This is a genomic window from Pseudomonas sp. LBUM1676 (assembly GCF_059695605.1).
On record NZ_CP166777.1, the window covers coordinates 1065886 to 1089062 of the forward strand.

The following is a 23177-nucleotide window of genomic DNA, read 5'->3' on the forward strand; positions in this document are numbered from 1 at the left end:
GCCCCGAGCACCAGCCGCTGCCTCGCAGCGGCTTTTGTATTTTCTGAAATAACGAAGTGGAGAGCCGCATGGTTCCCGTAATCGCCCTGGTGGGCCGACCGAACGTCGGCAAGTCCACCTTGTTCAACCGCCTGACCAGGACTCGCGACGCCATCGTCGGCGACTTGTCCGGTCTGACCCGTGATCGCCAATACGGTGAGGCCAAGTGGCAAGGGCGTTCCTACATTCTGGTCGACACCGGCGGTATCTCCGGTGACGAGCACGGTATGGACGAAAAAATGGCCGAGCAGTCGCTGCTGGCCATTGAAGAAGCGGATGTCGTTCTATTCCTGGTAGATGCCAAGGCCGGTTTCACCGCCGCCGACCAGATGATCGCCGAGCATTTGCGCAAACGTAACAAGCGTTCCTACGTGGTAGCCAACAAGGTCGACAACATCGACCCGGAAATGGCCCGCGCCGAATTCGCCCCGTTGGGCATGGGCCACGCGATCCCGGTCGCCGGTGCCCATGGTCGTGGCATCACCCAGATGCTGGAAATCGCCCTGAGCGACTTCCCCAAAGACGACGATGAATCGGAAGAAGGCGAGGAAGAGATCGTTGCCGAAGGCGAGGAAGCCAAGCGCATTCCTGGCCCGAGCGAAAAAGACGGGATCAAGATCGCCATCATCGGCCGCCCGAACGTCGGCAAGTCGACCCTGGTCAACCGCATGCTCGGTGAAGACCGGGTCATCGTCTATGACCAGCCCGGCACCACCCGCGACAGTATCTACATCCCGTTCGAGCGTAACGACGAGAAGTACACGCTGATTGACACCGCCGGTGTGCGCAAGCGCGGCAAGATCCACGAAGAAGTCGAAAAATTCTCCGTGGTCAAAACCTTGCAGGCGATCAAAGACGCCAACGTGGTGATCTTCGTCATGGACGCCCGCGAAGGCGTGGTGGATCACGACCTCAACCTGCTGGGCTTTGCCCTTGAAGCAGGTCGTGCGCTGGTCATCGCGATCAACAAGTGGGACGGCATGACGCCGGGTGAGCGCGACTTCGTCAAGGTCGAGCTGCAACGCCGACTGTTCTTCGTCGATTTCGCCGACATCCACTTCATCTCGGCCTTGCACGGCACTGGCGTGGGCAACCTCTACGCCTCGGTACAGAACTCGTTCAAGTCTGCGGTCACCCGCTGGCCGACCAACCGCCTGACCCAGATCCTGGAAGATGCGGTCGGCGAGCACGCGCCACCGATGGTCAACAACCGCCGGATCAAGCTGCGTTATGCCCACTTGGGTGGTGCGAACCCGCCGATCATCGTGATTCACGGTAACCAGATCGAAAAGGTGCCGAAGTCTTACGTCCGTTACCTGGAAAACACTTACCGTCGTGTCTTGAAGCTGGTCGGTACGCCGATCCGTATCGAGTTCAAGGGTGGCGAGAACCCGTACGAAGGCAACAAGAACTCGCTCACCGACCGTCAGGTCAACAAGAAGCGTCGCATGATGTCGCACCACAAGAAAGCCGATAAGAAGCGTCGCGATAAGCGCTGATTCACAAGCCCCACACCATTTTGTGTGTGGGATTGTTGTGGCGAGGGAGCTTGCTCCCGCTCGACTGCGCAGCAGTCGCAAGACCAGCCGGTGGGTTCTATCTGAACGATCTCGGTTGCAGATGTTGGGACCGCGTCGCGGTCCAGCGGGAGCAAGCTCCCTCGCCACAGGTATGCAGTGAATGTTGTAGAAGAAGGGTGCCAGTAGGCGCCCTTTTTTTATGGGCGCCGGATGGGCTATCCTCGGGCTCTCCCGCGCCGCCGTTAGAGCCGGGTGTAGAGCAGGGAATCACCGATGATCACCAGCAAGCTGCCGAATGTCGGCATCACTATCTTCACTCAGATGTCTCAGCTCGCGGCGCAAACCGGGGCGCTGAACCTGTCCCAGGGTTTTCCCGATTTCGATGCTCCGCAAGCCCTGTGCGATGCGGTCGGTCGGCATATCGCCAATGGCCACAACCAGTATTCGCCGATGACCGGCCTGCCGGCGTTGCGTCAGCAGATTGCGGCGAAGATCGCCCGCAGCTACGGGGTCAATGTCGATGCCGACGATGAAGTGACGGTCACCCCTGGCGCGACCCAGGCGATTTTCTGTGCGATTCAGGCGGTTATCCACAGTGGCGACGAAGTGATCGTGTTCGATCCGGCTTACGACAGCTACGAGCCTTCGGTGGAACTGGCCGGTGGTCGTTGCGTGCATGTGCAGCTGGGCCTGAAAGACTTCTCCATCGACTTCCAGAAACTCGCTGAAGCCGTAACGACGCGCACACGGATGATCATCCTCAATACCCCGCATAACCCCAGCGGTGCACTCATCAGCCGTGCCGAGCTGGACCAGCTGGCGGCGTTGATCCGTGATCGTGACATTTATCTGGTGTGCGACGAGGTCTACGAACACCTGGTGTTCGATGGTCTGCCCCACGTCAGTGTGCTGGCTCATGAAGAGCTGTATCAGCGCGCCTTTGTGGTCAGCTCGTTCGGCAAGACCTATCACGTCACCGGCTGGAAAACCGGCTACGTGGTTGCACCGCCGGCCCTGACCGCCGAGCTGCGCAAAGTGCATCAGTACGTCAGTTTCTGCGGCGTGACGCCGTTGCAATACGCCTTGGCCGACTACATGGCCGAATACCCGGAACATGTGGACGAACTGCCGGCGTTCTATCAGGCCAAGCGCGATTTGTTCTGCGACCTGCTGACGCCATCGCGCTTCAGTTTCACCCGGGTGGCCGGTACCTATTTCCAGTTGGTCGATTACTCGCAGATCCGCCCCGACCTCAACGACGTCGAGATGGCGTTGTGGATGACCCGCGAACACGGCGTTGCAAGCATCCCGATCTCGGTGTTCTACCAGACTCCACCGGTCGGCCAGCGCCTGGTGCGCCTGTGCTTCGCCAAACGCGAGGAGACCCTGCGTGAAGCAGCGGAAAAATTATGCGTGATCTGAGTGCGCTGCCCAATCTGAACATCGCGCTGATCCAGACCACCCTGGCCTGGCACGACCGCCAGGCCAACCTGGAGCATTTCGAGCAATTGCTGGAGCAGGCTCGCGGCGCTGACCTGATCATCCTGCCGGAGATGTTCACCACCGGTTTTTCCATGGAATCCGAGACCCTCGCCGAAGCGGAAAACGGCCCAACCAGCAAATGGCTGCGGGTTCAGGCAGCGAAGTACGACGCGGTGATTACCGGCAGCATCATCGTCCAGGCCGCCGACGGCAGTCATCACAATCGGCTGTTGTGGGCGCGACCGGACGGGGAGGTGTTGCACTACGACAAGCGCCATCTGTTCCGCATGGCCGGTGAACACAATCACTACACTCCCGGTGAGCGCCAGGTGCAGTTCGAGCTCAAGGGTTGGCGGGTGCGCCCGCTGATTTGCTACGACCTGCGATTCCCGGTGTGGAGCCGCGACGCCCAGGACACCGACCTGCTGCTGTACACCGCCAACTGGCCGGGTGCACGGCGTCAGCACTGGAACCGATTGCTGCCGGCCCGGGCGATTGAAAACCTGTGCTATGTGGCGGCGGTGAATCGCATCGGGACTGATGGCAAGGGTTTTGCCTATACCGGTGACAGTCAGGTGCTGGATTTCCAGGGTGAGACCTTGCTCAGTGCGGGGGAGGCTGATGGGGTGTTTCAGGTCGTTCTGAACGCTGCGGATCTGCAAGCGTACCGTACGCGGTTCCCGGCTAATCTGGATGCCGATACTTTCGAATTCACTTGAGATCTTGGTTGCCTGACCCGGCCTCTTCGCGAGCAGGCTCGCTCCCACATTTGATCGATGTGAACACAGATTCTGTGTACACCAAAAATCCACTGTGGGAGCGAGCCTGCTCGCGAAGAGGCCGGGACAGGCAATACAAAAACAGGCAGGCAAACAAAAAGGCCCCAAGGTTCGCACCAAGGGGCCTTTTGCATTTTCAGCGATCAGTTACGCCGCTTTCGCTTCCGGCTGGCTCAACGACCGGTTCAGCGCGCTGAACAGCGCCTTGAAGCTGGCAGTGGTGATGTTTTCATCGATCCCCACGCCATGCACCGCACGCTCACCGTTCACCCGCAGCTCGATGTAGGCCGCCGCCTTGGCATTGGTACCCGCACCGATCGCGTGTTCGTTGTAGTCCATGATTTCTACCGGAATTGGCAGACCGGCCACCAGCGCCTCCAGGGCGCCGTTGCCCTTGCCGCGCCAGTGCAGGTTGGTTTCGCCCTGACCCTTGCTGGCCACTTCCACTTCGACGGCGCTATTGCCGTTTTCTTCCTGCAGGCGATGGCTGACCAGCGCGTATGGGGTGTTGGCTTGCAGGTATTCGCTGATCAACAGCGAGTGAATCTGCTTGGCGGTCATCTCCAGGCCCAGGCGATCGGTTTCACGCTGCACCACCTGGCTGAACTCGATCTGCATGCGGCGCGGCAAGCTGATGCCGTATTCCTGTTCCAGCAGGTAAGCGATACCGCCCTTGCCCGACTGGCTGTTGACGCGGATTACCGCCTCGTAGCTGCGGCCGATGTCGGCCGGGTCGATCGGCAAGTACGGCACTTCCCACAGCGCGTCCGGTTTCTGCTGGGCGAAGCCCTTGCGGATGGCGTCCTGGTGCGAGCCGGAGAACGCGGTGTGAACCAGGTCGCCGACGTACGGGTGACGTGGGTGCACCTGGATCTGGTTGCACTCTTCGACGACCTTGCGCACGCCGTCGATGTCGGAGAAGTCCAGCTCAGGGTGCACGCCCTGGGTGTAGAGGTTCAGGGCCACGGTTACCAGGTCGACGTTACCGGTGCGCTCGCCGTTGCCGAACAGGCAGCCTTCGACACGGTCGGCGCCGGCCATCAGGCCCAACTCGGTGGCGGCAACGCCAGTGCCACGGTCGTTGTGGGTGTGCAGGCTGATGATCACGCTGTCACGACGGTTGATGTGACGGCCGAACCATTCGATCTGGTCGGCATAGATGTTCGGGGTCGCGCATTCGACGGTGGCCGGCAGGTTGAGGATCACCTTGTGCTCAGGCGTCGGGTTCCAGACTTCGATCACCGCGTCGCAGACTTCCTTGGCGAACTCGAGCTCGGTGGCGCTGAAGGTTTCTGGTGAGTATTCGAAGGTCCACTCGGTGTCTGGCTGCTGGGCGGCATATTTGACGAACAGCTTGGCCGCGTTCACGGCGATGGCCTTGACCCCTTCCTTGTCCTGGTTGAAGACGATGCGGCGGAAAGAAGGGGAGGTGGCGTTGTACAGGTGAACGATGGCTTTCTTCGCCCCGCGCAGGGATTCGAAGGTGCGCTCGATCAAGTCTTCACGACCCTGGGTCAGCACCTGAATGGTGGTGTCGTCCGGGATGTGGTTGCCTTCGATCAGGGTACGCACGAAGTCGAAGTCGGTTTGCGAAGCCGCCGGGAACGAGGCTTCGATTTCTTTGACGCCGACCTGCACCAGGGTTTTCCAGAAACGCAGCTTCTTGACCGCGTCCATTGGCTCGATCAGCGACTGGTTACCGTCACGCAGGTCGGAGCTGCACCAGATCGGCGCGGCGGTAATGGTCTTCGACGGCCAGGTGCGGTCCGGGATGTCGATGGTCGGGAACGCGCGGTATTTCGAAGACGGGTCTTTGAGCATGCTCATCGGGAAATCCTTATTGTGTGGGCCGAAAAAAGGCGGCCTGCCGGTGGATCAAAATGTTCTTGGGAAAAGCGTGGGGCGAGGCACCGCGATTCAGCCCGGCAGTCGTGCACTGACGAGGCACAGGCTGCGGTGCTGGCGAAGCTGGATGAGGGTGTGAGAGGTTTTCATGCCTTCAACCCTAACCGCGGGGGGAAAGGATGGCAAGCGGTCGAAAAAAATTGAGAGGAATCCTCGAAAAGGACGGTTTATCGAGATTTTGTTGCGGTAAATGTCAGTGTTTGTCTTGATGTTTGCGCGTGGTATACGGGATGCGCAATTGAAAGTTGTCGGTCTTGTCCTGGTCGGCGCAGCTATCCTTAAAGCCTCAACCAGACGACTTGGGAAGCAGGAGTCGGCAATGAACGAATTGGATTGGAAGCTTTACAGCGCACTGCGTCCGGTGGCCCATGAGCGGATGTGTATTCGGATCATGGAGCAAGTCGAGCGTACGGTGCTGGATAAAAGCATTACGCCTTATGAGCGTATTGAGGCCAGTGAAGAAAGGTTGAAGGCGGGTCAGCAGGAGTTGTATTGGGCGTTTGATGTGTTCAGTCACTCACGCAGTGAGGCGCCTGCTCATTTGCTGGGGCTGTGTACCCATGAGTTGATCACTTCTGAAGAACTGGCGGGCTTCTCGGAGGAAACCCGGGCCTGGATCAAGGAGTGTCTGGCGCACAGGGAAATTCATGGGATTGAGGACCTGGAGGCGGAGTAAGCGGCCGCCTGTGATGCCCCCATCGCGAGCAAGCTCGCTCCCACAGTTGATCTCTGGCGTTCACAAAATTTATGTTCACAGAAGATCAAATGTGGGAGCGAGCTTGCTCGCGATGGGGCCAGTCGCTTCACTCAATATTCAAGGCTGAAATGCACCTATAAAGATGGCCGGATCCACCCGCGCATCGTTCAGGCTGATGTTCCAATGCATATGCGGCCCGGTCGCACGTCCCGTTGCGCCAACCTTCCCGACCACACCGCCACGGGCCAACTGCTGCCCGACCTTCACATCAATCTTCGACATGTGACAGAACATGCTGATAAAGCCCTGCCCATGATCGACAAACACCGTGTTGCCATTGAAGAAGTAGTTACCGATCAGAATCACCTTGCCCGCCGCCGGGGTCTTGATCGGCGTTCCCGCCGGCACCGCGAAATCCAGGCCGGCGTGAGGATTGCGCTCTTCACCATTAAAGAACCGACGCACCCCGAACTTGCTCGACAACGGCCCATTGACCGGTTTGTCCAGCAACAGGTTGCTCGGTGTATTCGGGCTGAAGGTGCGGTAGGCCTGGACCTGTTCCGCCAGCTCGCCCTCGATACGCTTGAGATTCTCCGGGTCCGGATTGACCTGCTGCTTGTTCTTCAGGGTGATGCGCTGTTCCGGGTATTTCTTGTTGCCAACGGTGAAACTCAAGTTACGCCCGCCACTGCTGACTTGCTGCGGACCCGGCTTGACCGTCAATGGCACGCCGACAATGGCCAGCCAGTTGTTCTGTTCCTTGACCACCAATACCGGTTTGCCTTGGTAACTGGCTTTCGGTGCCTGGGCGGAGGTGCCCAGGTCCACCACCGCCACACCCCCCGGTACCGGCTTGTTCAGCAGACGGGTGATGTAACTGTCGGCGTGGGCGTTGAAGGTCAGGCAGAGCAACAGCAGCGGAGCAAGAAAGCGCGGCATGGATCAATCCAGTAAAGAAAGAGTGACAGGCGTCAGGTGATTGTCTTCGACCCGGACGTGCAGTTCGCCTTCGCCCAGCTTGGCTTTCAGGCGCTGGCCGGTGTGTGTCTGCGCGGCGCTACGGATCGCATTGCCCCGTTCATCCAGCAGGATGCTGTAGCCGCGGCTGAGGGTCGCCAGGGGGCTGACCACATGCAGTGTCTGCATCTGGCTTTGCAGTCGCAGGCGGCGGCTCTTGAGCCCTTCGCGCATGGCCCGGGGCAGGCGCTCGGCAAAGCTGTCGAGGCGCTGACGGAGCATCGCCAGTTGCCGACCGGGATGTTGCCCGGCCAGGCGGGTTTCCAGGCGGATCAAGCGTTCGCGACGGGTATTGAGGCTGCGTTCGAACGCCCGGCGCATGCGCATGTCCAGGTCATCCAGGCGCTGCGCTTGCTGGCGCAGGCGTTCGCCGGGATGACGCAGGCGGCGGGACATGCCTTCCAGGCGCAGGCGATCACGCATCAAGCGGTCGCGAATACGCATCACCAGCCGTCGATGCAGGCTCTCGACCCGTCGCACCAGGTCGCTGGAGTCCGGCGCGAGCAGCTCGGCGGCAGCGGAAGGCGTCGGGGCACGAACGTCGGCCACGAAGTCGCTGATCGACACGTCGGTTTCATGGCCGACGGCGCTGACAATCGGTGTCACGCAAGCGTCCACGGCGCGGGCCACGGCTTCTTCGTTGAAACACCAGAGGTCTTCCAGCGAGCCGCCACCACGGGCCAGGATCAGTGCGTCGAAGCCACGGGCGTCCGCCAGTTTCAGCGCGCGGACGATCTGCGCGGTGGCTTCGCGGCCTTGCACGGCGGTGGGGATCAGCGTCAGTTGCACCTGCGGCGCGCGGCGGCGAAACACACTGATGATGTCGCGGATCACCGCGCCGGTCGGCGAACTGATGATGCCGATGCGTTGCGGGTGCGCCGGTAGCGGCACTTTGCGCTCGGCACTGAACAGGCCTTCGGCGCTGAGCTTTTCCTTCAGCGCATCGAAGGCCAGGCGCAGGGCACCGTCGCCGGCCGGCTCCACGGTATCCAGGATCAACTGATAGTCGCCGCGGCCCTCGAACAGCGAAACCTTGCCGCACACCTTGACCGCCAGGCCATCCTTCAACGCCTGGCGCACCCGCGCCGCGTTCTGCCGGAACAGCGCACAACGCACCTGGGCGCCGCTGTCCTTGAGGGTGAAATACACATGGCCGGACGCCGGGCGCGCGAGGTTGGAGATCTCGCCTTCGACCCAGATATTGCTGAACACGTCTTCAAGCAACACCCGCGCACGGCCGTTGAGCTGGCTGACAGTCAGGACTTCCCGGTCAAGGCCGAGTCTTGCAAAGGGATCTTTAATCATGGGGCGCAGTTTAAAGGCATTCGGCGCTGAATCTCCATGAGTCAACGCAAATCCCTGTGGGAGCGAGCTTGCTCGCGATAGCGGTGTGTCAGTTGATATAACGTTGAAAGGTCGATCGCAATCGCGAGCAAGCTCGCTCCCACAAGGGGTACAGTCAGGCGCTGAATTCAAGGAAGACATGGAATGAATGTATTTGAGCTGCTGCACCAATGGCCCTTCGGCACGATGGATTGGCTGGTGATCGGACTGGGCATTGCCCTGGCCTATATCGTGTTCGGCATCGCCGGCTTCGGCACCGCATTGGTGGCAGGGCCGATACTGATTCTGTTCATGCCGTTGTCGAAGATCGTGCCGCTGCTGGTGCTGCTGGATTTCGTCGCCGCGTTTGGCAATCTGCTGCCCTCGCGGCGCGATGTGGAGAAAACCGAGTTGATGCGGCTGCTGCCCTGCATGGCGGTCGGCTGCACCCTGGGGGTGATTTTTCTGCTGAACCTGCATTCCGACGTGTTGCTGCTGTTGATGGGGCTGTTTATCAGCGCCTATGCGATTTACAGCCTGTGGGTCAAAACCCGTCCGACGCAACTGTCCGCCGCCTGGTCGGTACCGATGGGCACGGTGGGCGGGATGTTCGGCGCGTTGTTTGGCAGTGGCGGCTTTTTATATGCGATCTATTTGAACAGCCGGTTGCCCAAGGAGGCGGCCCGGGCCACGCAGAGTGCGTTGATCAGTTGCAGCACAGTCGTGCGGTTGAGCCTGTTTGCTGTCGCGGGTGTGTATGCCGAGCTACCCTTGTTGGTATTGGCCCTGTGTTTGTTGCCGGCCATGGCGTTGGGGCTGTGGATCGGCCGACGGTTGACCATGAGATTGTCCCGCGAGGCGTTTGTGCGGCTGGTGACCTGGTTAGTGCTGGCCAGCGGAATCGCCTTGATCGGGCGGTATTTGAGTGCTTGACCTGAGTGTGTCAGGGATTAAGCTGCCGGCCGCAAACCCTGTGGGAGCAAGCTCGCTCCCACAGGGGTGATCATTCAGTATTTGCAGGCTTGTGCCCATGAATTCGCAAAGCATTATTGTCCCGAAAATCTCCACGCTGCCGGTACACGAACCCCGGGCCCGGGCGGTCGTGCGCTGGCTGGTGCGCAAGAACATCATCAAGGAAGAACTGACCACCTGCGGGCGCACCGGCAACCGCATGGCCCACGCCATCGCCGACGGTGCCCGCGCGGTGGTCCTGCACCCGCAAGCCCTGCCGTTCGGCGAACCGATCAATGGCCTGGAAATCATCACCAAGCGTTGCATCTATACGCCGGCCAAGGGATTCCTCGAAGAAGCCGGCTGCGCCGAATGCCGCAAGGAAGTCGGCGAAGCGCTGTTCGACAGCCTGGAAGACTGGATGCCGGGACGCACCGATAACTTCACCTGCCCCGAATGCGGGCATGAAGACGACATCAACGGCTTTCTGTTCTTGCAGGAATGCGGCTTTTCCAACCTGGGGTTCATCTTTAATAACTGGGCCGAGGCCGGGTTCAAGCAGAGCTTTATTGATGAATTTGCCGATTGGCTGGATCAGCCGGTGAGTTGGGTGAAAGTAGAGCTGTAACCGAAGCCTCGCTCCTACGGGATTTGTGCGTTCAATACCCCGCCGATCACCGCATCGATAATAGACAGAGTTTTACATTGAACCCGAGGGGGTGTCTGACTATAATGGCGCGCTTCCATTTTCCCGCTCGGGAGCCCCCGCGATGCTGCGTATCAGCCAAGAAGCTCTGACATTCGACGACATTCTCCTAGTGCCCGGTTATTCCGAGGTGCTTCCTAACGAAGTCAGTCTCAAGACCCGCCTTACCCGTGGCATCGAGCTGAATATTCCACTGGTTTCTGCCGCAATGGACACCGTCACTGAAGCCCGTCTGGCAATTGCCATGGCTCAGGAAGGTGGCATCGGCATCATCCACAAGAACATGACCATCGAGCAGCAAGCTGCCGAAGTGCGCAAGGTCAAGCGTTACGAAGCCGGTGTGGTCAAGGACCCGATCACCATCGAGGCCGACGCCACGGTTCGTGAGCTGTTCGAACTGACCCGCCAGCACAACATCTCCGGCGTTCCTGTGCTGCACAATGGCGACCTGGTCGGCATCGTCACTTCCCGTGACGTGCGTTTCGAGAACCGTCTGGAAGCCACTGTCCGCGAAGTGATGACGCCTAAAGAGCGTCTGGTCACGGTCAAGGAAGGCGCCGACAAGAACGACGTTCGCGAGTTGCTGCACAAGCACCGCATCGAACGCGTGCTGATCGTCGACGACAAATTCGCCCTCAAAGGCATGATGACCGTCAACGACATCGAAAAAGCCAAGGCTTACCCGCTGGCCAGCAAGGACGATCAAGGTCGTCTGCGCGTTGGCGCTGCGGTCGGTACCGGTAAAGACACCGGCGACCGAGTAGCTGCGCTGGTCAACGCTGGCGTTGACGTGGTGGTAGTCGATACCGCACACGGTCACTCCAAAGGCGTGATCGACCGCGTTCGCTGGGTCAAACAGAATTTCCCTGAAGTGCAGGTCATCGGCGGCAACATCGCCACCGGCGCTGCCGCCAAGGCCCTGGCCGAAGCGGGTGCCGATGCAGTCAAGGTCGGTATCGGCCCTGGCTCGATCTGCACCACCCGCATCGTCGCCGGTGTCGGCGTCCCGCAAATCAGTGCCATCGCCAACGTCGCCGCTGCCCTTGAAGGCACTGGCGTGCCGTTGATCGCCGACGGCGGCATCCGTTTCTCCGGTGACCTGTCCAAGGCCATCGTGGCCGGCGCTTCCTGCGTGATGATGGGCTCGATGTTCGCCGGTACCGAAGAAGCGCCAGGCGAGATCGAACTGTTCCAGGGTCGCTCGTACAAGGCTTACCGCGGCATGGGCTCGCTGGGCGCCATGTCCCAGGCCCAGGGTTCCTCCGACCGTTACTTCCAGGACTCCTCCGCGGGTGCCGAGAAGCTGGTTCCGGAAGGCATCGAAGGGCGCGTTCCTTACAAGGGTTCCCTGAGCGCCATCATCCATCAACTGATGGGCGGCCTGCGTTCCTCGATGGGCTACACCGGCAGTGCCGACATCGAAGAAATGCGCACCAAGCCTGAGTTCGTGCGGATCACCGGCGCTGGCATGGCCGAGTCCCACGTCCACGACGTGCAGATCACCAAGGAAGCGCCAAACTACCGCGTAGGTTGAGCCTTCCAGCAAAAAGTTATGTAACCGGGGCTGTTTTATTCAGCCCCGAGTTGTTTCTGAATCACGACTGTTTCTGAATTTCTAGACGAGACTGAATCATGGCCCTCGACATTCACGCTCACCGTATCCTGATCCTCGATTTCGGCTCCCAGTACACCCAGCTGATCGCCCGCCGCGTGCGTGAAATCGGCGTGTACTGCGAACTGCATCCGTTCGACATGGACGACGAAGCGATTCGCGAATTCGCACCCAAAGGCGTCATCCTCGCCGGTGGTCCCGAGTCCGTGCACGAAGCCGACAGCCCTCGCTGCCCGCAAGCGGTATTTGACCTGGGCGTGCCGGTCTTCGGTATCTGCTACGGCATGCAGACCATGGCTGAACAGCTGGGTGGCAAGGTCGAAGGTTCCGAGCTGCGTGAGTTCGGTTACGCCCGCGTCGACGTGGTCGGCAAGAGCCGCCTGCTCGATGGCATCGAAGACCACATCGACGCCGACGGCCTGTTCGGCCTCGACGTGTGGATGAGCCACGGCGACAAAGTCACCCGGATGCCGGAAGATTTCCACATCCTCGCCAGCACCCCGAGCTGCCCGATCGCCGGCATGTTCAGCGATGAGCGCCGCTACTACGGCGTGCAATTCCACCCGGAAGTGACCCACACCAAGCAGGGCGGTCGCATCCTGTCGCGCTTCATCCTCGACATCTGCGAGTGCGAAGCGCTGTGGACCCCGTCGAAGATTGCTGAAGACGCCATCGCCCAGGTTCGCGCCCAGGTCGGCACCGACAACGTACTGCTCGGCCTGTCCGGCGGTGTGGACTCCTCGGTAGTTGCCGCGCTGCTGCACAAAGCCATTGGCGACCAGCTGACCTGCGTCTTCGTCGACAACGGCCTGCTGCGTCTGCACGAAGGCGAGCAAGTGATGGCCATGTTCGCCGAGAACATGGGCGTCAAGGTGATCCGCGCCAACGCCGAAGACCAGTTCCTCGACAACCTGGCTGGCGAAAGCGACCCGGAGAAAAAGCGCAAGATCATCGGCCGCACCTTCATCGACGTGTTCGATGCCCAGTCCAACAAACTGGACAACATCAAGTACCTCGCCCAGGGCACCATCTACCCGGACGTGATCGAGTCGGCTGGCGCTAAAAGCGGCAAGGCCCACGTGATCAAGTCGCACCACAACGTCGGTGGCCTGCCGGAAGAAATGAACCTCAAGCTGGTGGAACCCCTGCGCGAGCTGTTCAAGGACGAAGTCCGTCGTCTGGGCCTGGAACTCGGCCTGCCGTACGACATGGTCTACCGTCACCCGTTCCCGGGCCCGGGCCTGGGTGTGCGGATCCTCGGTGAAGTGAAGAAGGAATACGCCGACCTGCTGCGTCGCGCCGACCACATCTTCATCGAAGAACTGCGCAAGGCCGACTGGTACCACAAGGTCAGCCAGGCCTTCGTGGTGTTCCAGCCGGTGAAATCGGTGGGCGTGGTCGGCGATGGCCGTCGTTACGCCTGGGTGGTGGCCCTGCGTGCCGTGGAAACCATCGACTTCATGACCGCGCGTTGGGCACACCTGCCTTACGAACTGCTGGAAACTGTTTCCGGCCGCATCATCAATGAAATCGAAGGAATCTCCCGCGTCACTTACGACGTGTCGAGCAAGCCGCCAGCGACGATCGAGTGGGAGTAATCCCGCGCTGACGCTCCGCTATACAGGGCGTCAACCGATAGACCAAACCCCGGCTCAGGCCGGGGTTTTGTTTTTTCCGGTCAGGCAAAAAAAATCGGGAGGCAGAACGGGTTATGTGTAAGGAGAAAAAACCTTGGCAATAATCTGAAAGACATGAGCCAGCCCCAACCTCAGCCTCATCTGTACTCTCTTCGAGACAATTTTCCCAACTTGTCTGGACTGTCTTCGCAGCTCAAGTGATGTTGGTAGAGTTTTCTCGATGGTTGTCAGTTGACAACCATTAAAATCCTGAGGAGACTGGAGGCTATGGATGGCTCGTGCATCTCACCCGAAAAAAGAAATCGAAATGGCCCTGCGTCATGCCGAAGATCGAGGCTGGCGCATAGAAGTCGGTGGCAGTCACGCTTGGGGAAAGATCTACTGCCCTTTCAGGCATGACCTTTGTCGTTGTGGCGAATTCTGTATCACCAGCGTGTGCAGCACGCCGAGCAACCCTTTCAATCACGCGAGGGCACTGCGGCGAGTGGTCGATAACTGTACGACACAACAGGTGATTGACAGGAAGTCGACACCTCGACTCAAGGAGTAATTCAATGGACTACGTTTTCACTCTCAAGTATCAGCTAGCGCAGTGCGATAGCGATCCTGACGTATTGGTCGAGCGTCTATACGCCCAAGGATGCGATGACGCGTTGGTCGGTGTCGGGCTGACCGGCCGCCTGGCATTGGAGTTCACCCGCGAGGCCGAGACTGCCGAAGCGGCGTTGTTGAGCGCGCTGATGGACGTCAAGCGCATCATCCCTGACGCGCGTCTGGTGGAGGTAGCACCAGACTTCGTCGGTCTGACGGACATTGCCGACATCGTCGGCGTTTCGCGTCAGAACATGCGCAAACTGATGCTTACCCATGGCAGCAGCTTCCCGTTGGCGGTGCATGAAGGCAAGACCTCGGTCTGGCACCTGGCTGAGGTATTGAGCTGGCTGGATGCCAAGGGCGGCTACAACCTTGAACAACCGGTGATCGACGTCGCCCGTATCGCGCAAAGCGTCAATCTCGTCAAAGAATCGCGCCGGGTTGTCGCCCTTGGCGCCGAGTGGCAGGCACTGGTTTGACGCCACTCTTTCAGCGCCTCGCCACATCCGAAAAATAGAACTTGTCCAGGGTGTGCCGTGACTCGGTGTACTCGAACTGTCTCCCATCCTGCAAAAACGTCTGGTTACTGACCACAATCACATGACTCTGGCCGTCGAGGTCCAGGTGTTGCTGGTCATCCTTGCTCCGCGGCATCGCTTCGATGGTGCGCTGGGCATAGGCGATTTGCAGTTGCAGGGTCTGCTCGATAAAGGCGTAGATCGAGTGCTCGGCGATGTCCCGGGACAGACCGGGAATCACATCGCTGACGAAATGGTTGATGTCGAGAATCACCCGTTTGCCGTCGATCCGCCGCACGCGTTTGATCCGGATGATCAGGCTGCCTTCTTCGGCCTGGATGTGTTCCAGCAGGGCACCTTCAAGAGAAAGTTGCGTGAACTCCACCACCTCGGTACTGACGTCGTTGCCCAACCGCGGGTAGGTCTCCTGGAAGCTGACGATGCCGCCGAGCTGGAATTCGATCGGGTTGGTCGACAGGACGAAAGTGCCTTTGCCGTGGACCTTCTGGGCGAAACCGCGTTCCTGAAGTTGTTCGATGGCCTTGCGCACGGTGCCGCGACTGGCCTGGTAGCTGTCCATCAGTTCGGTTTCGGAAGGCAGGCGAGCACCGCGTTCCAGACGTTCGGTCGTGATACTGGCAAGCAGATCGCTGTAGATCTGGTTGTATTTACTCATGGGGATGGCTCTATGGCGCAATGCTCAAGGGTTTGAACCTTAAGGGCCGGGTAGGGAATTGTCCATGCGGGTATGGATTTCATCCGTTTCGGATGTAGGAAATTTCATCGTCTGTAGGTTTGGGAGATTTTAAACAAATTGAAACTCGTCTGTACGAGTTGTTGCTTTAACTCGTACAGACGAGTACTTTTCACCTCGGCGTGCTGCCAATAACAAAAAACTACAGCGGAAGAACAAGCATGAGCCACGACTATCCGAACATCGTCACCGAGCTGCTGCTCAGCCTCGGTGGCAGCGACAACCTCGAGCAGGCCGCGCACTGTGTCACCCGGCTGCGCCTGGCCCTCAAGGACCCGGGCCTGGTCAACAGCGCCACGCTGAACCAGATTGACCTGGTCAAGGGATCGTTCTTCACCGGTGGCCTGTTCCAGGTGGTCATCGGCCCGGGCGAGGTGGAGAAGGTCTACGCCGAATTGCGCCGTCAAACCGGTCTCGCAGCTTCTACCATCGCCGACGTTAAACAGAAAAGCGCCGACAAGATCAACGCCATGCAGCGTCTGGTGCGGGTGTTTTCGGATGTGTTCATGCCGATCCTGCCGGCGCTGATCATTGCCGGCCTGCTGATGGGCATCAACAACCTGATCGGCGCCAAGGGCATGTTCATCGAAGGCCAGACGCTGCTGGACGCCTACCCGAAGCTTGACGGGCTCTGGAGCCTGATCAACCTGATGGCCAACACCTCGTTCGTGTTCCTGCCGGCACTGGTGGGCTGGTCGGCGGCCAAGCGGTTTGGCGGCAGCGAGATCCTCGGCATTGTGCTCGGCCTGATGCTGGTGCACCCGGATCTGCTCAACGCCTGGAACTACGGCAAGGCGGTGGCCGGTCTGGAGGGGCAGAGCCTGCCGTACTTCGACATCCTCGGCCTGTTCCAGATCGAGAAGGTCGGTTATCAGGGGCAGATCCTGCCGATCCTGCTGGCTGCCTACGTCATGAGCGTCATCGAGAAATGGCTGCGGGCGCGGGTGCCGAACGCGGTGCAATTGCTGGTGGTGCCGATCACCACCATCGTCGTCACCGGCGTGCTGGCGCTGGCGGTGATCGGCCCGGTGACGCGACACCTGGGCATCCTCATCACCGAAGGCGTGGTCATGCTGTTCGACCTGGCGCCGATGGTCGGCGGGACGATTTTCGGCCTGCTCTACGCGCCGCTGGTGATCACCGGCATGCACCACATGTTCCTCGCGGTCGACTTGCAGCTGATCTCCACCCAGGGCGGTACTTTCATCTGGCCGATGATCGTCATGTCTAACCTCGCCCAGGGCAGCGCAGCGTTGGCGGTGTTCTACATGACGCGCAATGTGCGGGATAAAAGCATGGCCTCGACCTCGGCGATTTCCGCTTACTTCGGCATCACTGAGCCGGCGATGTTCGGGGTGAACCTGCGCTACAAGTTTCCGTTCTACGCCGCGCTGATCGGTTCGGCCCTGGGTTGCATCTTCTTGTCGCTGAACAAGGTCCAGGCCTCGGCGATCGGCGTCGGTGGCTTGCCCGGATTCATCTCGATCATTCCGCAGTTCATCCCGATGTTTGTGATCGGGATGGTGATTGCCATGATTGTGCCGTTTGTTCTGACCTGTGCGTTGAGCATGAAGATCGTTCGGCCGGGCTATCGGGTCGCCTGATAGATCGTATTCGTCGGATCGCCGCCCGGAGCCGGCTCGCTCCCACAGTTGATCGCATTCCAATGTGGGAGCGACGGTGCGGCGATCCGACCTGCTCGCGAAGGGGCCCTCAAGGCCGATACAAAACTTACTGAAGGAATAGCGCCATGCAAGACTGGCAACGTTCGGTGATCTACCAGATCTACCCGAAGAGTTTTCACAGCCACGCCGGCAACCCCACGGGTGATTTGCTCGGTGTCGTGGCCAAGCTCGACTACCTGCACTGGCTGGGCGTCGATTGCCTGTGGATTACGCCGTTCCTGCGTTCGCCCCAGCGCGACAACGGGTACGACATCAGTGATTACTACGCCATCGATCCGAGCTACGGGACCATGGCCGATTGCGAGTTGCTGATTGCCGAAGCCGGCAAGCGCGGGATCAAGCTGATGCTCGATATCGTGGTCAACCACACCTCCATCGAGCACAGCTGGTTCCAGCAGGCCCGCAGCAGCCTCGACAACCCGTACCGCGACTTCTACATCTGGCGCGACCAGCCGAACAACTGGGAATCCAAGTTCGGTGGCTCGGCCTGGGAGTACGAGGCGCAGACCGGCCAGTACTTCCTGCACCTGTTCGACCATACCCAGGCCGACCTGAACTGGGACAACCCCAAGGTGCGCGCCGAAGTCTTCAAGATGATGCGGTTCTGGCGGGACAAGGGCGTGGGCGGTTTCCGCCTGGATGTGATCAACCTGATCTCGAAACCGGCGGACTTCCCCGACGACGACAGTGACGGCCGGCGCTTCTACACCGACGGCCCGCACGTCCACGAATACCTGCAGCAAATGCACCGCGAAGTATTCGAAGGCCATGACCTGATCAATGTCGGCGAGATGTCGTCCACCAGCCTGGAACACTGCATTCGCTACTCGCGGCCGGAATCGAAAGAACTGTCGATGACGTTCAATTTCCATCACCTGAAGGTCGATTACCCGAACCTGCAGAAGTGGATACGCGCCGACTTCGACTTCCTCGAACTCAAGCGCATCCTCTCCGACTGGCAGACCGGCATGCAGGCTGGTGGCGGTTGGAACGCATTGTTCTGGTGTAACCACGACCAGCCACGGGTGGTCTCGCGTTTTGGCCATGACGGTGAATATCGTGTGCTGTCGGCGAAGATGCTCGCCACCGCGCTGCATTTCCTCCAGGGCACGCCATTCGTGTATCAGGGCGAGGAACTGGGCATGACCAATCCGGGCTTTGATCACATCGATCAGTACCGCGATGTCGAGACGCTGAACATCTTCCGGCTCAAGCGCGAGGCCGGAGCCAGCGACGCCGACAACATGGCGGCGATCATGCAGAAGTCCCGGGACAACGGTCGTACGCCGATGCACTGGAGCGCCGGGCCGAACGCAGGTTTCAGTGTGGCCGAGCCCTGGATCGGCGTGCCAGCCAACGCGGCTCAGATCAACGTCGCCACCCAACTTGAAGACCCGGATTCCGTGCTGCATCACTACCGGCAACTGATCGCGTTGCGCCGTACGCAAGCGCTGATCTGCGACGGCATCTACCGGCAATTGTTGGCTGACCATACACAAATCTGGGCCTATGTGCGTGAAGGCCATGGCGAGCGTTTGCTGGTGCTGAACAACTTCTACGGCACGCCCTGCGAAGTCCTGTTGCCGGATGAAGTGATCAGCGAAACGATGGTCCAGCGTCTGGTGATCAGCAACTACCCGGACTGTCCGCCGCGAAATCGGCAGGTCTCTTTGCGGCCATATGAGTCGCTGGTGTTGCACCTGACCGACTGACCAACCACTAGAAAAACACCGAGCTGAAAAAACACGCAGAACGCTGCGCGGGGGATTTTTGCGCGTCGATTTTGTGGTTGCACACAATAAAAATAATGGGGTGATTCTTGAAAACAACAATAAATCGCAGTCTTGCGCTCGTGTGCGGCTGCCTGGCATTGCCGTTGTCGGCGCAAGCCCTGGAGTTCGGCGGCTACTTGCGCAGCGGTGTCGGCACTTCGGTCAACAGCAGTTCCCAGTCGTGTTTTCAGTTGCCGGGCGCACAGACCAAATATCGCTTGGGCAACGAATGCGAGCAGTATGGGGAGCTGGAGCTGCGTCAGGATGTGTACACGTTCGATGACCAATCGGTGCTCAGCGTCGACGGCATGGCCTCGCTGTATAACAAGTACGACCGCCGCCTGACCTTCAAGGGCGATAACGGTTCGGTGCGCATGCCGCAGCTGTACGCGCAATGGTCGAACATGCCCAGTCTCAACGGCGGTTCGCTGTGGGCCGGGCGGCGTTACTACAAGCGCAACGATATCCATATTTCCGACTTCTACTACTGGAACCAGAGCGCCACCGGCGGCGGTATCGAGGACGTGTTGATCGGTGATCTGAAATACAGCTACGCCTTCTCGCGCAAGGACAACCTGTACCAGAAGGACTACATCAACCGCCACGATTTCAATGTCGCCGGCTTCGACACCAATCCCGGCGGTGAACTGGAGTTCGGCCTGAGCTACATCGACAAACCCGACAGTCGCGACGCCCACCGTGGCTGGGCGATCACCACCCAGCACGTGCAGCAAGGCTTTCTGGGCGGCAAGAACAAACTGGCCTTCCAGTACGGCGAAGGTCCGGGCACCGGGTTGGGCTATACCGGTAACGTCAAGCTCGATGACAGCAACAAGAGTTACCGTGTGGTGGAGTTCTTCGACTGGCAGCTGACGCCGCGATTTGGCGGGCAGATCCAGGCGGTTTATCAGAAAGATGTTCGTGCGCAGGGCAGGGATCAGAACTGGATGTCCCTCGGTGTTCGTCCGGCCTACGCGATCACCGAGCAGTTCAAACTGGTGACCGAACTGGGGCACGATCAGGTGGACGCCACGGGCGGCACGCGCAAGCTGAGCAAGTTCACCTTCGCCCCGACCTGGTCGCCCAAGGGGCCGGAATTCTGGGCGCGCCCCGAGGTGCGAATGTATTACACCTATGCCAGCTGGAACGAGGCGGCCAAACGGGCGGCCAATGCGCTGGCGAAGGGGTCGGCGTTGTCCGACACGGGCGCCTTCGGCACCGCGCGACATGGTGCGAATGTCGGATTGCAGGTCGAGTACTGGTGGAAGTAACCGCCGGAACCACGAGATCGCTAGTCTTTATAAAGAACAAAACAGCAGGTGACGTCATGGCCACACCCCAACAATTGCAACTGCTGGCACCTTTGTCCGGCGTGTTGATGCCACTGGATCAGGTGCCGGATCCGGTATTTTCGAGTCGCGTGATTGGCGACGGCCTTTGCATCGATCCAACCTCGCACACCTTGAGCGCTCCGCTGGCGGGGGTGGTCAGCAATGTCCAGGCCAGTGGGCATGCCATCAGCCTCACCGACGACAACGGCGTGCAGGTACTGATGCACATCGGGCTCGACACCGTGAACCTGGCCGGCAAGGGTTTCACCCGCTTGGTGGAAGAAGGCCAGCGGGTTGAGGCGGGGCAGGCGCTGATCGAGTTCGACGCCGATTACATCGCCTTGCATGCCCGCAGTTTGTTGACCTTGATGGTGGTGGTCAGCGGCGAACCCTTTACGTGGCTGGTACCGGAAACGGGGGCAGTGGAAGGTGGTCAGCCGCTGTTGAGTCTGAGCCCCGTCGAGCCATTAATCGAAGAGCCGGTGGCGCAAGAGGGCGAGGCGCTGTTCTCCAAACCCGTGACACTGCCCAACCCGAACGGCTTGCATGCCCGTCCCGCCGCGGTGTTCGCCCAGGCTGCCAAGGGTTTTTCGGCCACCATTTACCTGCATAAACAGCAGGAGAGCGCCAACGCCAAATCCCTGGTGGCGATCATGGCGTTGCAGACCGCCTTCGGCGACATCGTGCAAGTCAGTGCGGCGGGCCCGGATGCGCAAGAGGCGATCAGCACGTTGGGCGCATTGTTGACCGCAGGCTGTGGGGAAGCAGTGGTGGCGCCAGCGCCAGTCGCGGCACTAGAGCCTCCATCGTTGAAGGTATTGCGCGGCGTGTGTGCATCACCGGGTTCGGCCTTTGGCCAGGTGGTGCAGGTCGCCGAACAGGCGCTTGAAGTCAGCGAGTCCGGCAGCGGTGCGCCGGTTGAACGCGAGCATCTGTCTCGGGCTTTGGCCGAGGCGAACCTGGCCTTGCAGCACCTGCGTGACGAGGCCACCGGGGATGCTCAGGCCCAGATCTTCAAGGCCCATCAGGAGTTGCTTGAAGACCCGAGCCTGCTGGATCAGGCCGAAGCGCTGATCAGCGAAGGCAAGAGCGCGGCCTTTGCCTGGCGCGCAGCGACCGAGGCGGCGGCAGCCTTGTTCAAGGGCCTGGGCAGTGCCTTGCTGGCCGAACGGGCGGCAGACCTGGCGGACGTTGGTCAGCGGGTGCTCAAGCTGATACTCGGCGTGCAGGATCAGGCGATTGAGTTGCCTGAAGGGTCGATCCTGATCGCCGATCAACTGACACCGTCACAGACCGCCGGGCTCGATACCCGCAAGGTCCTGGGTTTCGCCACGGTCGGTGGAGGGGCTACCAGCCACGTCGCGATTCTCGCCCGGGCGGCCGGTTTGCCGGCGATCTGCGGGTTGCCGGTCCAGGTACTGACGCTGAGGAACGGCAGCCTGGTGTTGCTCGACGCCGACAAGGGCGAGCTGCACCTGGACCCGGAACTGGCGGCCATCGAGCAACTGCAGGTCAATCGTCAGCGCCAGGAGCAACGCCAGCAACATGAGCTGGCGCACGCCACGCTGGTCGCCTGCACCCGCGATGGTCATCGCGTCGAAGTCACGGCCAACGTCGCCTCGCTGAGCGAGACCGAGCAGGCCATGAGCCTGGGCGGTGAGGGCGTCGGGCTGTTGCGTTCGGAGTTTCTTTATCTGGATCGCCACCACGCGCCGAGCCATGCAGAACAGGCCTCCACTTACAGCGCCATCGCCCGAGCCCTGGGGCCAGCACGCAGTCTGGTGGTGCGCACCCTGGATGTCGGCGGTGACAAGCCACTGGCCTACGTACCGATGGACAGCGAAACCAACCCGTTCCTCGGCATGCGCGGGATTCGCCTGTGCCTGGAGCGCCCGCAGCTGATACGTGATCAGTTCAAGGCGATTCTGAGCAGCGCCGGATTGGCGCACCTGCACATCATGCTGCCGATGGTCACGCAGCTATCGGAGTTGCGACTGGCCCGCAAGCTGCTGGAAGAAGAGGCACAGGCATTGGGGCTCAACGAACTGCCGAAACTGGGGATCATGATCGAAGTGCCGGCGGCGGCATTGATGGCGGACCTGTTTGCACCCGAGGTGGACTTCTTCTCGATCGGTACCAACGACCTGACCCAATACACCTTGGCCATGGACCGTGATCATCCACGCCTGGCCGCTCAGGCCGACAGCTTCCATCCCTCGGTGCTGCGCCTGATCGCCAGTACTGTGAAGGCCGCCCACGCCCATGGCAAATGGGTCGGTGTCTGTGGCGCGATGGCTTCGGAGACGCTGGCGGTGCCGTTGTTGCTGGGACTTGGGGTGGACGAACTGTCGGTGAGCGTGCCGCTGATTCCGGCGATCAAGGCGGCGGTTCGCGAAGTGGACCTGGTGGACTGCCAGTCCATCGCCCAGCAGGTGCTGGGCCTGGAAAGCGCCGGGCAGGTGCGCGAAGCGCTGCGGTTGTACCACGAGGCGACGGTCGATACTTCACTGGTTCTGGAGAACTGAACATGTTCGAGAAAATGCAGCGAGCGTTCTGGAAGGCCTTGACCCCGGATCTGGTGGTGGATGAGCCGAAGGTGGTTGCACAGCCGGTTGGCGGGTTGGCGGCGAATGTCGTGGCGGCGTTGGGCGGGGTGGATAACCTCAAGTCGCAGCAGCCGGTGGCGCTGACCCGGGTGCGGGTGGAATTGCGCGATGTGGGGAAGGTGGATCGGCAGGCTTTGACGGCGGCGGGGATACCAGGGGTGATGACGCTGGACGACGGGGTTGTGCATCTGATCACTGGGCTCACCGCGCACTGATCGACCGACTGTGACCGGTTGCCGCCCCACCCTT

Annotated in this window: 19 protein-coding genes; 15 read left to right on the forward strand and 4 right to left on the reverse strand. The window is 60.3% G+C overall.

Annotated features, from left to right (window positions below):
- Positions 1-68: 68 nt before the first annotated feature.
- The 3 genes from der to ACA041_RS04900 all read left to right on the forward strand — a co-directional run bounded on the left by der (position 69) and on the right by ACA041_RS04900 (position 3760).
- Positions 69-1538 (forward strand): ribosome biogenesis GTPase Der, encoded by a 1470-nt coding sequence (gene der, locus ACA041_RS04890; RefSeq protein WP_497440115.1) that lies wholly within the window; start codon positions 69-71, stop codon positions 1536-1538.
- 294 nt (positions 1539-1832) lie between these two features.
- Positions 1833-2981: a pyridoxal phosphate-dependent aminotransferase gene (locus tag ACA041_RS04895; RefSeq protein WP_497440116.1), complete on the forward strand. Its 1149-nt coding sequence runs from the start codon at positions 1833-1835 to the stop codon at positions 2979-2981.
- Positions 2969-3760 (forward strand): amidohydrolase, encoded by a 792-nt coding sequence (locus ACA041_RS04900; RefSeq protein ID WP_497440117.1) that lies wholly within the window; start codon positions 2969-2971, stop codon positions 3758-3760. The genes ACA041_RS04895 and ACA041_RS04900 overlap by 13 nt, the downstream gene beginning before the upstream one ends.
- A 207-nt stretch (positions 3761-3967) precedes the next feature.
- On the opposite strand, the gene leuA is transcribed toward ACA041_RS04900, so the two are convergent.
- Positions 3968-5647 (reverse strand): 2-isopropylmalate synthase, encoded by a 1680-nt coding sequence (leuA, locus tag ACA041_RS04905; RefSeq protein WP_497440118.1) that lies wholly within the window; start codon positions 5645-5647, stop codon positions 3968-3970.
- 397 nt (positions 5648-6044) lie between these two features.
- Between leuA and ACA041_RS04910 the strand changes: the two genes are divergently transcribed.
- Positions 6045-6401, forward strand: coding sequence for a hypothetical protein (locus tag ACA041_RS04910; protein WP_497440119.1), 357 nt, complete (start codon positions 6045-6047; stop codon positions 6399-6401).
- A gap of 138 nt (positions 6402-6539) precedes the next feature.
- On the opposite strand, the gene ACA041_RS04915 is transcribed toward ACA041_RS04910, so the two are convergent.
- Positions 6540-7361, reverse strand: a complete 822-nt coding sequence (locus ACA041_RS04915; RefSeq protein ID WP_497440120.1) for a peptidoglycan DD-metalloendopeptidase family protein — start codon at positions 7359-7361, stop codon at positions 6540-6542.
- Between the two features lie 3 nt (positions 7362-7364).
- Positions 7365-8744: an exodeoxyribonuclease VII large subunit gene (xseA, locus tag ACA041_RS04920; RefSeq protein WP_497440121.1), complete on the reverse strand. Its 1380-nt coding sequence runs from the start codon at positions 8742-8744 to the stop codon at positions 7365-7367.
- 183 nt (positions 8745-8927) lie between these two features.
- On the opposite strand from xseA, the gene ACA041_RS04925 reads away from it, so the two are divergent.
- From ACA041_RS04925 to ACA041_RS04950, 6 genes are all read left to right on the forward strand, one after another.
- Positions 8928-9695, forward strand: a complete 768-nt coding sequence (locus ACA041_RS04925; RefSeq protein ID WP_497440122.1) for a sulfite exporter TauE/SafE family protein — start codon at positions 8928-8930, stop codon at positions 9693-9695.
- A gap of 97 nt (positions 9696-9792) precedes the next feature.
- Positions 9793-10341, forward strand: coding sequence for a sugar ABC transporter ATPase (locus tag ACA041_RS04930; RefSeq protein WP_128872687.1), 549 nt, complete (start codon positions 9793-9795; stop codon positions 10339-10341).
- Between the two features lie 142 nt (positions 10342-10483).
- Positions 10484-11953, forward strand: a complete 1470-nt coding sequence (guaB, locus tag ACA041_RS04935; protein ID WP_109634587.1) for an IMP dehydrogenase — start codon at positions 10484-10486, stop codon at positions 11951-11953.
- Positions 11954-12051: 98 nt separating this feature from the next.
- On the forward strand, positions 12052-13629 hold the full coding sequence (gene guaA, locus ACA041_RS04940) for a glutamine-hydrolyzing GMP synthase (RefSeq protein WP_497440123.1): 1578 nt from the start codon (positions 12052-12054) through the stop codon (positions 13627-13629).
- A gap of 310 nt (positions 13630-13939) precedes the next feature.
- Positions 13940-14218 (forward strand): hypothetical protein, encoded by a 279-nt coding sequence (locus ACA041_RS04945; protein ID WP_497440124.1) that lies wholly within the window; start codon positions 13940-13942, stop codon positions 14216-14218.
- 4 nt (positions 14219-14222) lie between these two features.
- Positions 14223-14741, forward strand: coding sequence for a helix-turn-helix transcriptional regulator (locus ACA041_RS04950; RefSeq protein WP_497440125.1), 519 nt, complete (start codon positions 14223-14225; stop codon positions 14739-14741).
- A gap of 10 nt (positions 14742-14751) precedes the next feature.
- Here the strand turns inward: ACA041_RS04950 and treR are convergent, their stop codons facing one another.
- A complete protein-coding gene (treR, locus tag ACA041_RS04955) occupies positions 14752-15456 on the reverse strand; it encodes a trehalose operon repressor (protein ID WP_497440126.1) in 705 nt (234 codons plus the stop codon).
- Positions 15457-15695: 239 nt separating this feature from the next.
- Between treR and treP the strand changes: the two genes are divergently transcribed.
- The 5 genes from treP (at position 15696) to ACA041_RS04980 (ending at position 23143) form a co-directional block, all read left to right on the forward strand.
- A complete protein-coding gene (treP, locus tag ACA041_RS04960; protein WP_497440127.1) occupies positions 15696-17138 on the forward strand; it encodes a PTS system trehalose-specific EIIBC component in 1443 nt (480 codons plus the stop codon).
- Between the two features lie 146 nt (positions 17139-17284).
- Complete coding sequence (treC, locus tag ACA041_RS04965; RefSeq protein ID WP_497440128.1) at positions 17285-18931, forward strand: alpha,alpha-phosphotrehalase; 1647 nt, start codon at positions 17285-17287, stop codon at positions 18929-18931.
- 107 nt (positions 18932-19038) lie between these two features.
- Positions 19039-20262 (forward strand): maltoporin, encoded by a 1224-nt coding sequence (locus ACA041_RS04970; RefSeq protein WP_497440129.1) that lies wholly within the window; start codon positions 19039-19041, stop codon positions 20260-20262.
- 56 nt (positions 20263-20318) lie between these two features.
- The gene (ptsP, locus tag ACA041_RS04975) at positions 20319-22847 is read left to right on the forward strand and encodes a phosphoenolpyruvate--protein phosphotransferase (protein ID WP_497440130.1); all 2529 of its coding nucleotides are present in this window, start codon (positions 20319-20321) and stop codon (positions 22845-22847) included.
- Between the two features lie 2 nt (positions 22848-22849).
- Positions 22850-23143 carry a PTS sugar transporter subunit IIB gene (locus ACA041_RS04980; protein WP_497440131.1) on the forward strand — a complete coding sequence of 98 codons (294 nt, stop codon included), beginning with the start codon at positions 22850-22852 and terminating at the stop codon, positions 23141-23143.
- Positions 23144-23177 lie beyond the last annotated feature (34 nt).

What these genes read in the sequence shown, in the direction of transcription:
- guaB (WP_109634587.1), top strand. Translation starts at nt 10,484, where the DNA reads ATGCTGCGTATCAGCCAAGAAGCTCTGACATTCGACGACATTCTCCTA.
- ACA041_RS04900 (WP_497440117.1), top strand. Translation starts at nt 2,969, where the DNA reads ATGCGTGATCTGAGTGCGCTGCCCAATCTGAACATCGCGCTGATCCAG.
- treP (WP_497440127.1), top strand. Translation starts at nt 15,696, where the DNA reads ATGAGCCACGACTATCCGAACATCGTCACCGAGCTGCTGCTCAGCCTC.
- treR (WP_497440126.1), bottom strand. Translation starts at nt 15,456, where the DNA reads ATGAGTAAATACAACCAGATCTACAGCGATCTGCTTGCCAGTATCACG.
- xseA (WP_497440121.1), bottom strand. Translation starts at nt 8,744, where the DNA reads ATGATTAAAGATCCCTTTGCAAGACTCGGCCTTGACCGGGAAGTCCTG.
- ACA041_RS04910 (WP_497440119.1), top strand. Translation starts at nt 6,045, where the DNA reads ATGAACGAATTGGATTGGAAGCTTTACAGCGCACTGCGTCCGGTGGCC.
- der (WP_497440115.1), top strand. Translation starts at nt 69, where the DNA reads ATGGTTCCCGTAATCGCCCTGGTGGGCCGACCGAACGTCGGCAAGTCC.
- ACA041_RS04980 (WP_497440131.1), top strand. Translation starts at nt 22,850, where the DNA reads ATGTTCGAGAAAATGCAGCGAGCGTTCTGGAAGGCCTTGACCCCGGAT.
- ACA041_RS04950 (WP_497440125.1), top strand. Translation starts at nt 14,223, where the DNA reads ATGGACTACGTTTTCACTCTCAAGTATCAGCTAGCGCAGTGCGATAGC.
- ACA041_RS04925 (WP_497440122.1), top strand. Translation starts at nt 8,928, where the DNA reads ATGAATGTATTTGAGCTGCTGCACCAATGGCCCTTCGGCACGATGGAT.
- ACA041_RS04915 (WP_497440120.1), bottom strand. Translation starts at nt 7,361, where the DNA reads ATGCCGCGCTTTCTTGCTCCGCTGCTGTTGCTCTGCCTGACCTTCAAC.
- treC (WP_497440128.1), top strand. Translation starts at nt 17,285, where the DNA reads ATGCAAGACTGGCAACGTTCGGTGATCTACCAGATCTACCCGAAGAGT.
- ACA041_RS04895 (WP_497440116.1), top strand. Translation starts at nt 1,833, where the DNA reads ATGATCACCAGCAAGCTGCCGAATGTCGGCATCACTATCTTCACTCAG.
- guaA (WP_497440123.1), top strand. Translation starts at nt 12,052, where the DNA reads ATGGCCCTCGACATTCACGCTCACCGTATCCTGATCCTCGATTTCGGC.
- ACA041_RS04945 (WP_497440124.1), top strand. Translation starts at nt 13,940, where the DNA reads ATGGCTCGTGCATCTCACCCGAAAAAAGAAATCGAAATGGCCCTGCGT.
- leuA (WP_497440118.1), bottom strand. Translation starts at nt 5,647, where the DNA reads ATGAGCATGCTCAAAGACCCGTCTTCGAAATACCGCGCGTTCCCGACC.
- ptsP (WP_497440130.1), top strand. Translation starts at nt 20,319, where the DNA reads ATGGCCACACCCCAACAATTGCAACTGCTGGCACCTTTGTCCGGCGTG.
- ACA041_RS04930 (WP_128872687.1), top strand. Translation starts at nt 9,793, where the DNA reads ATGAATTCGCAAAGCATTATTGTCCCGAAAATCTCCACGCTGCCGGTA.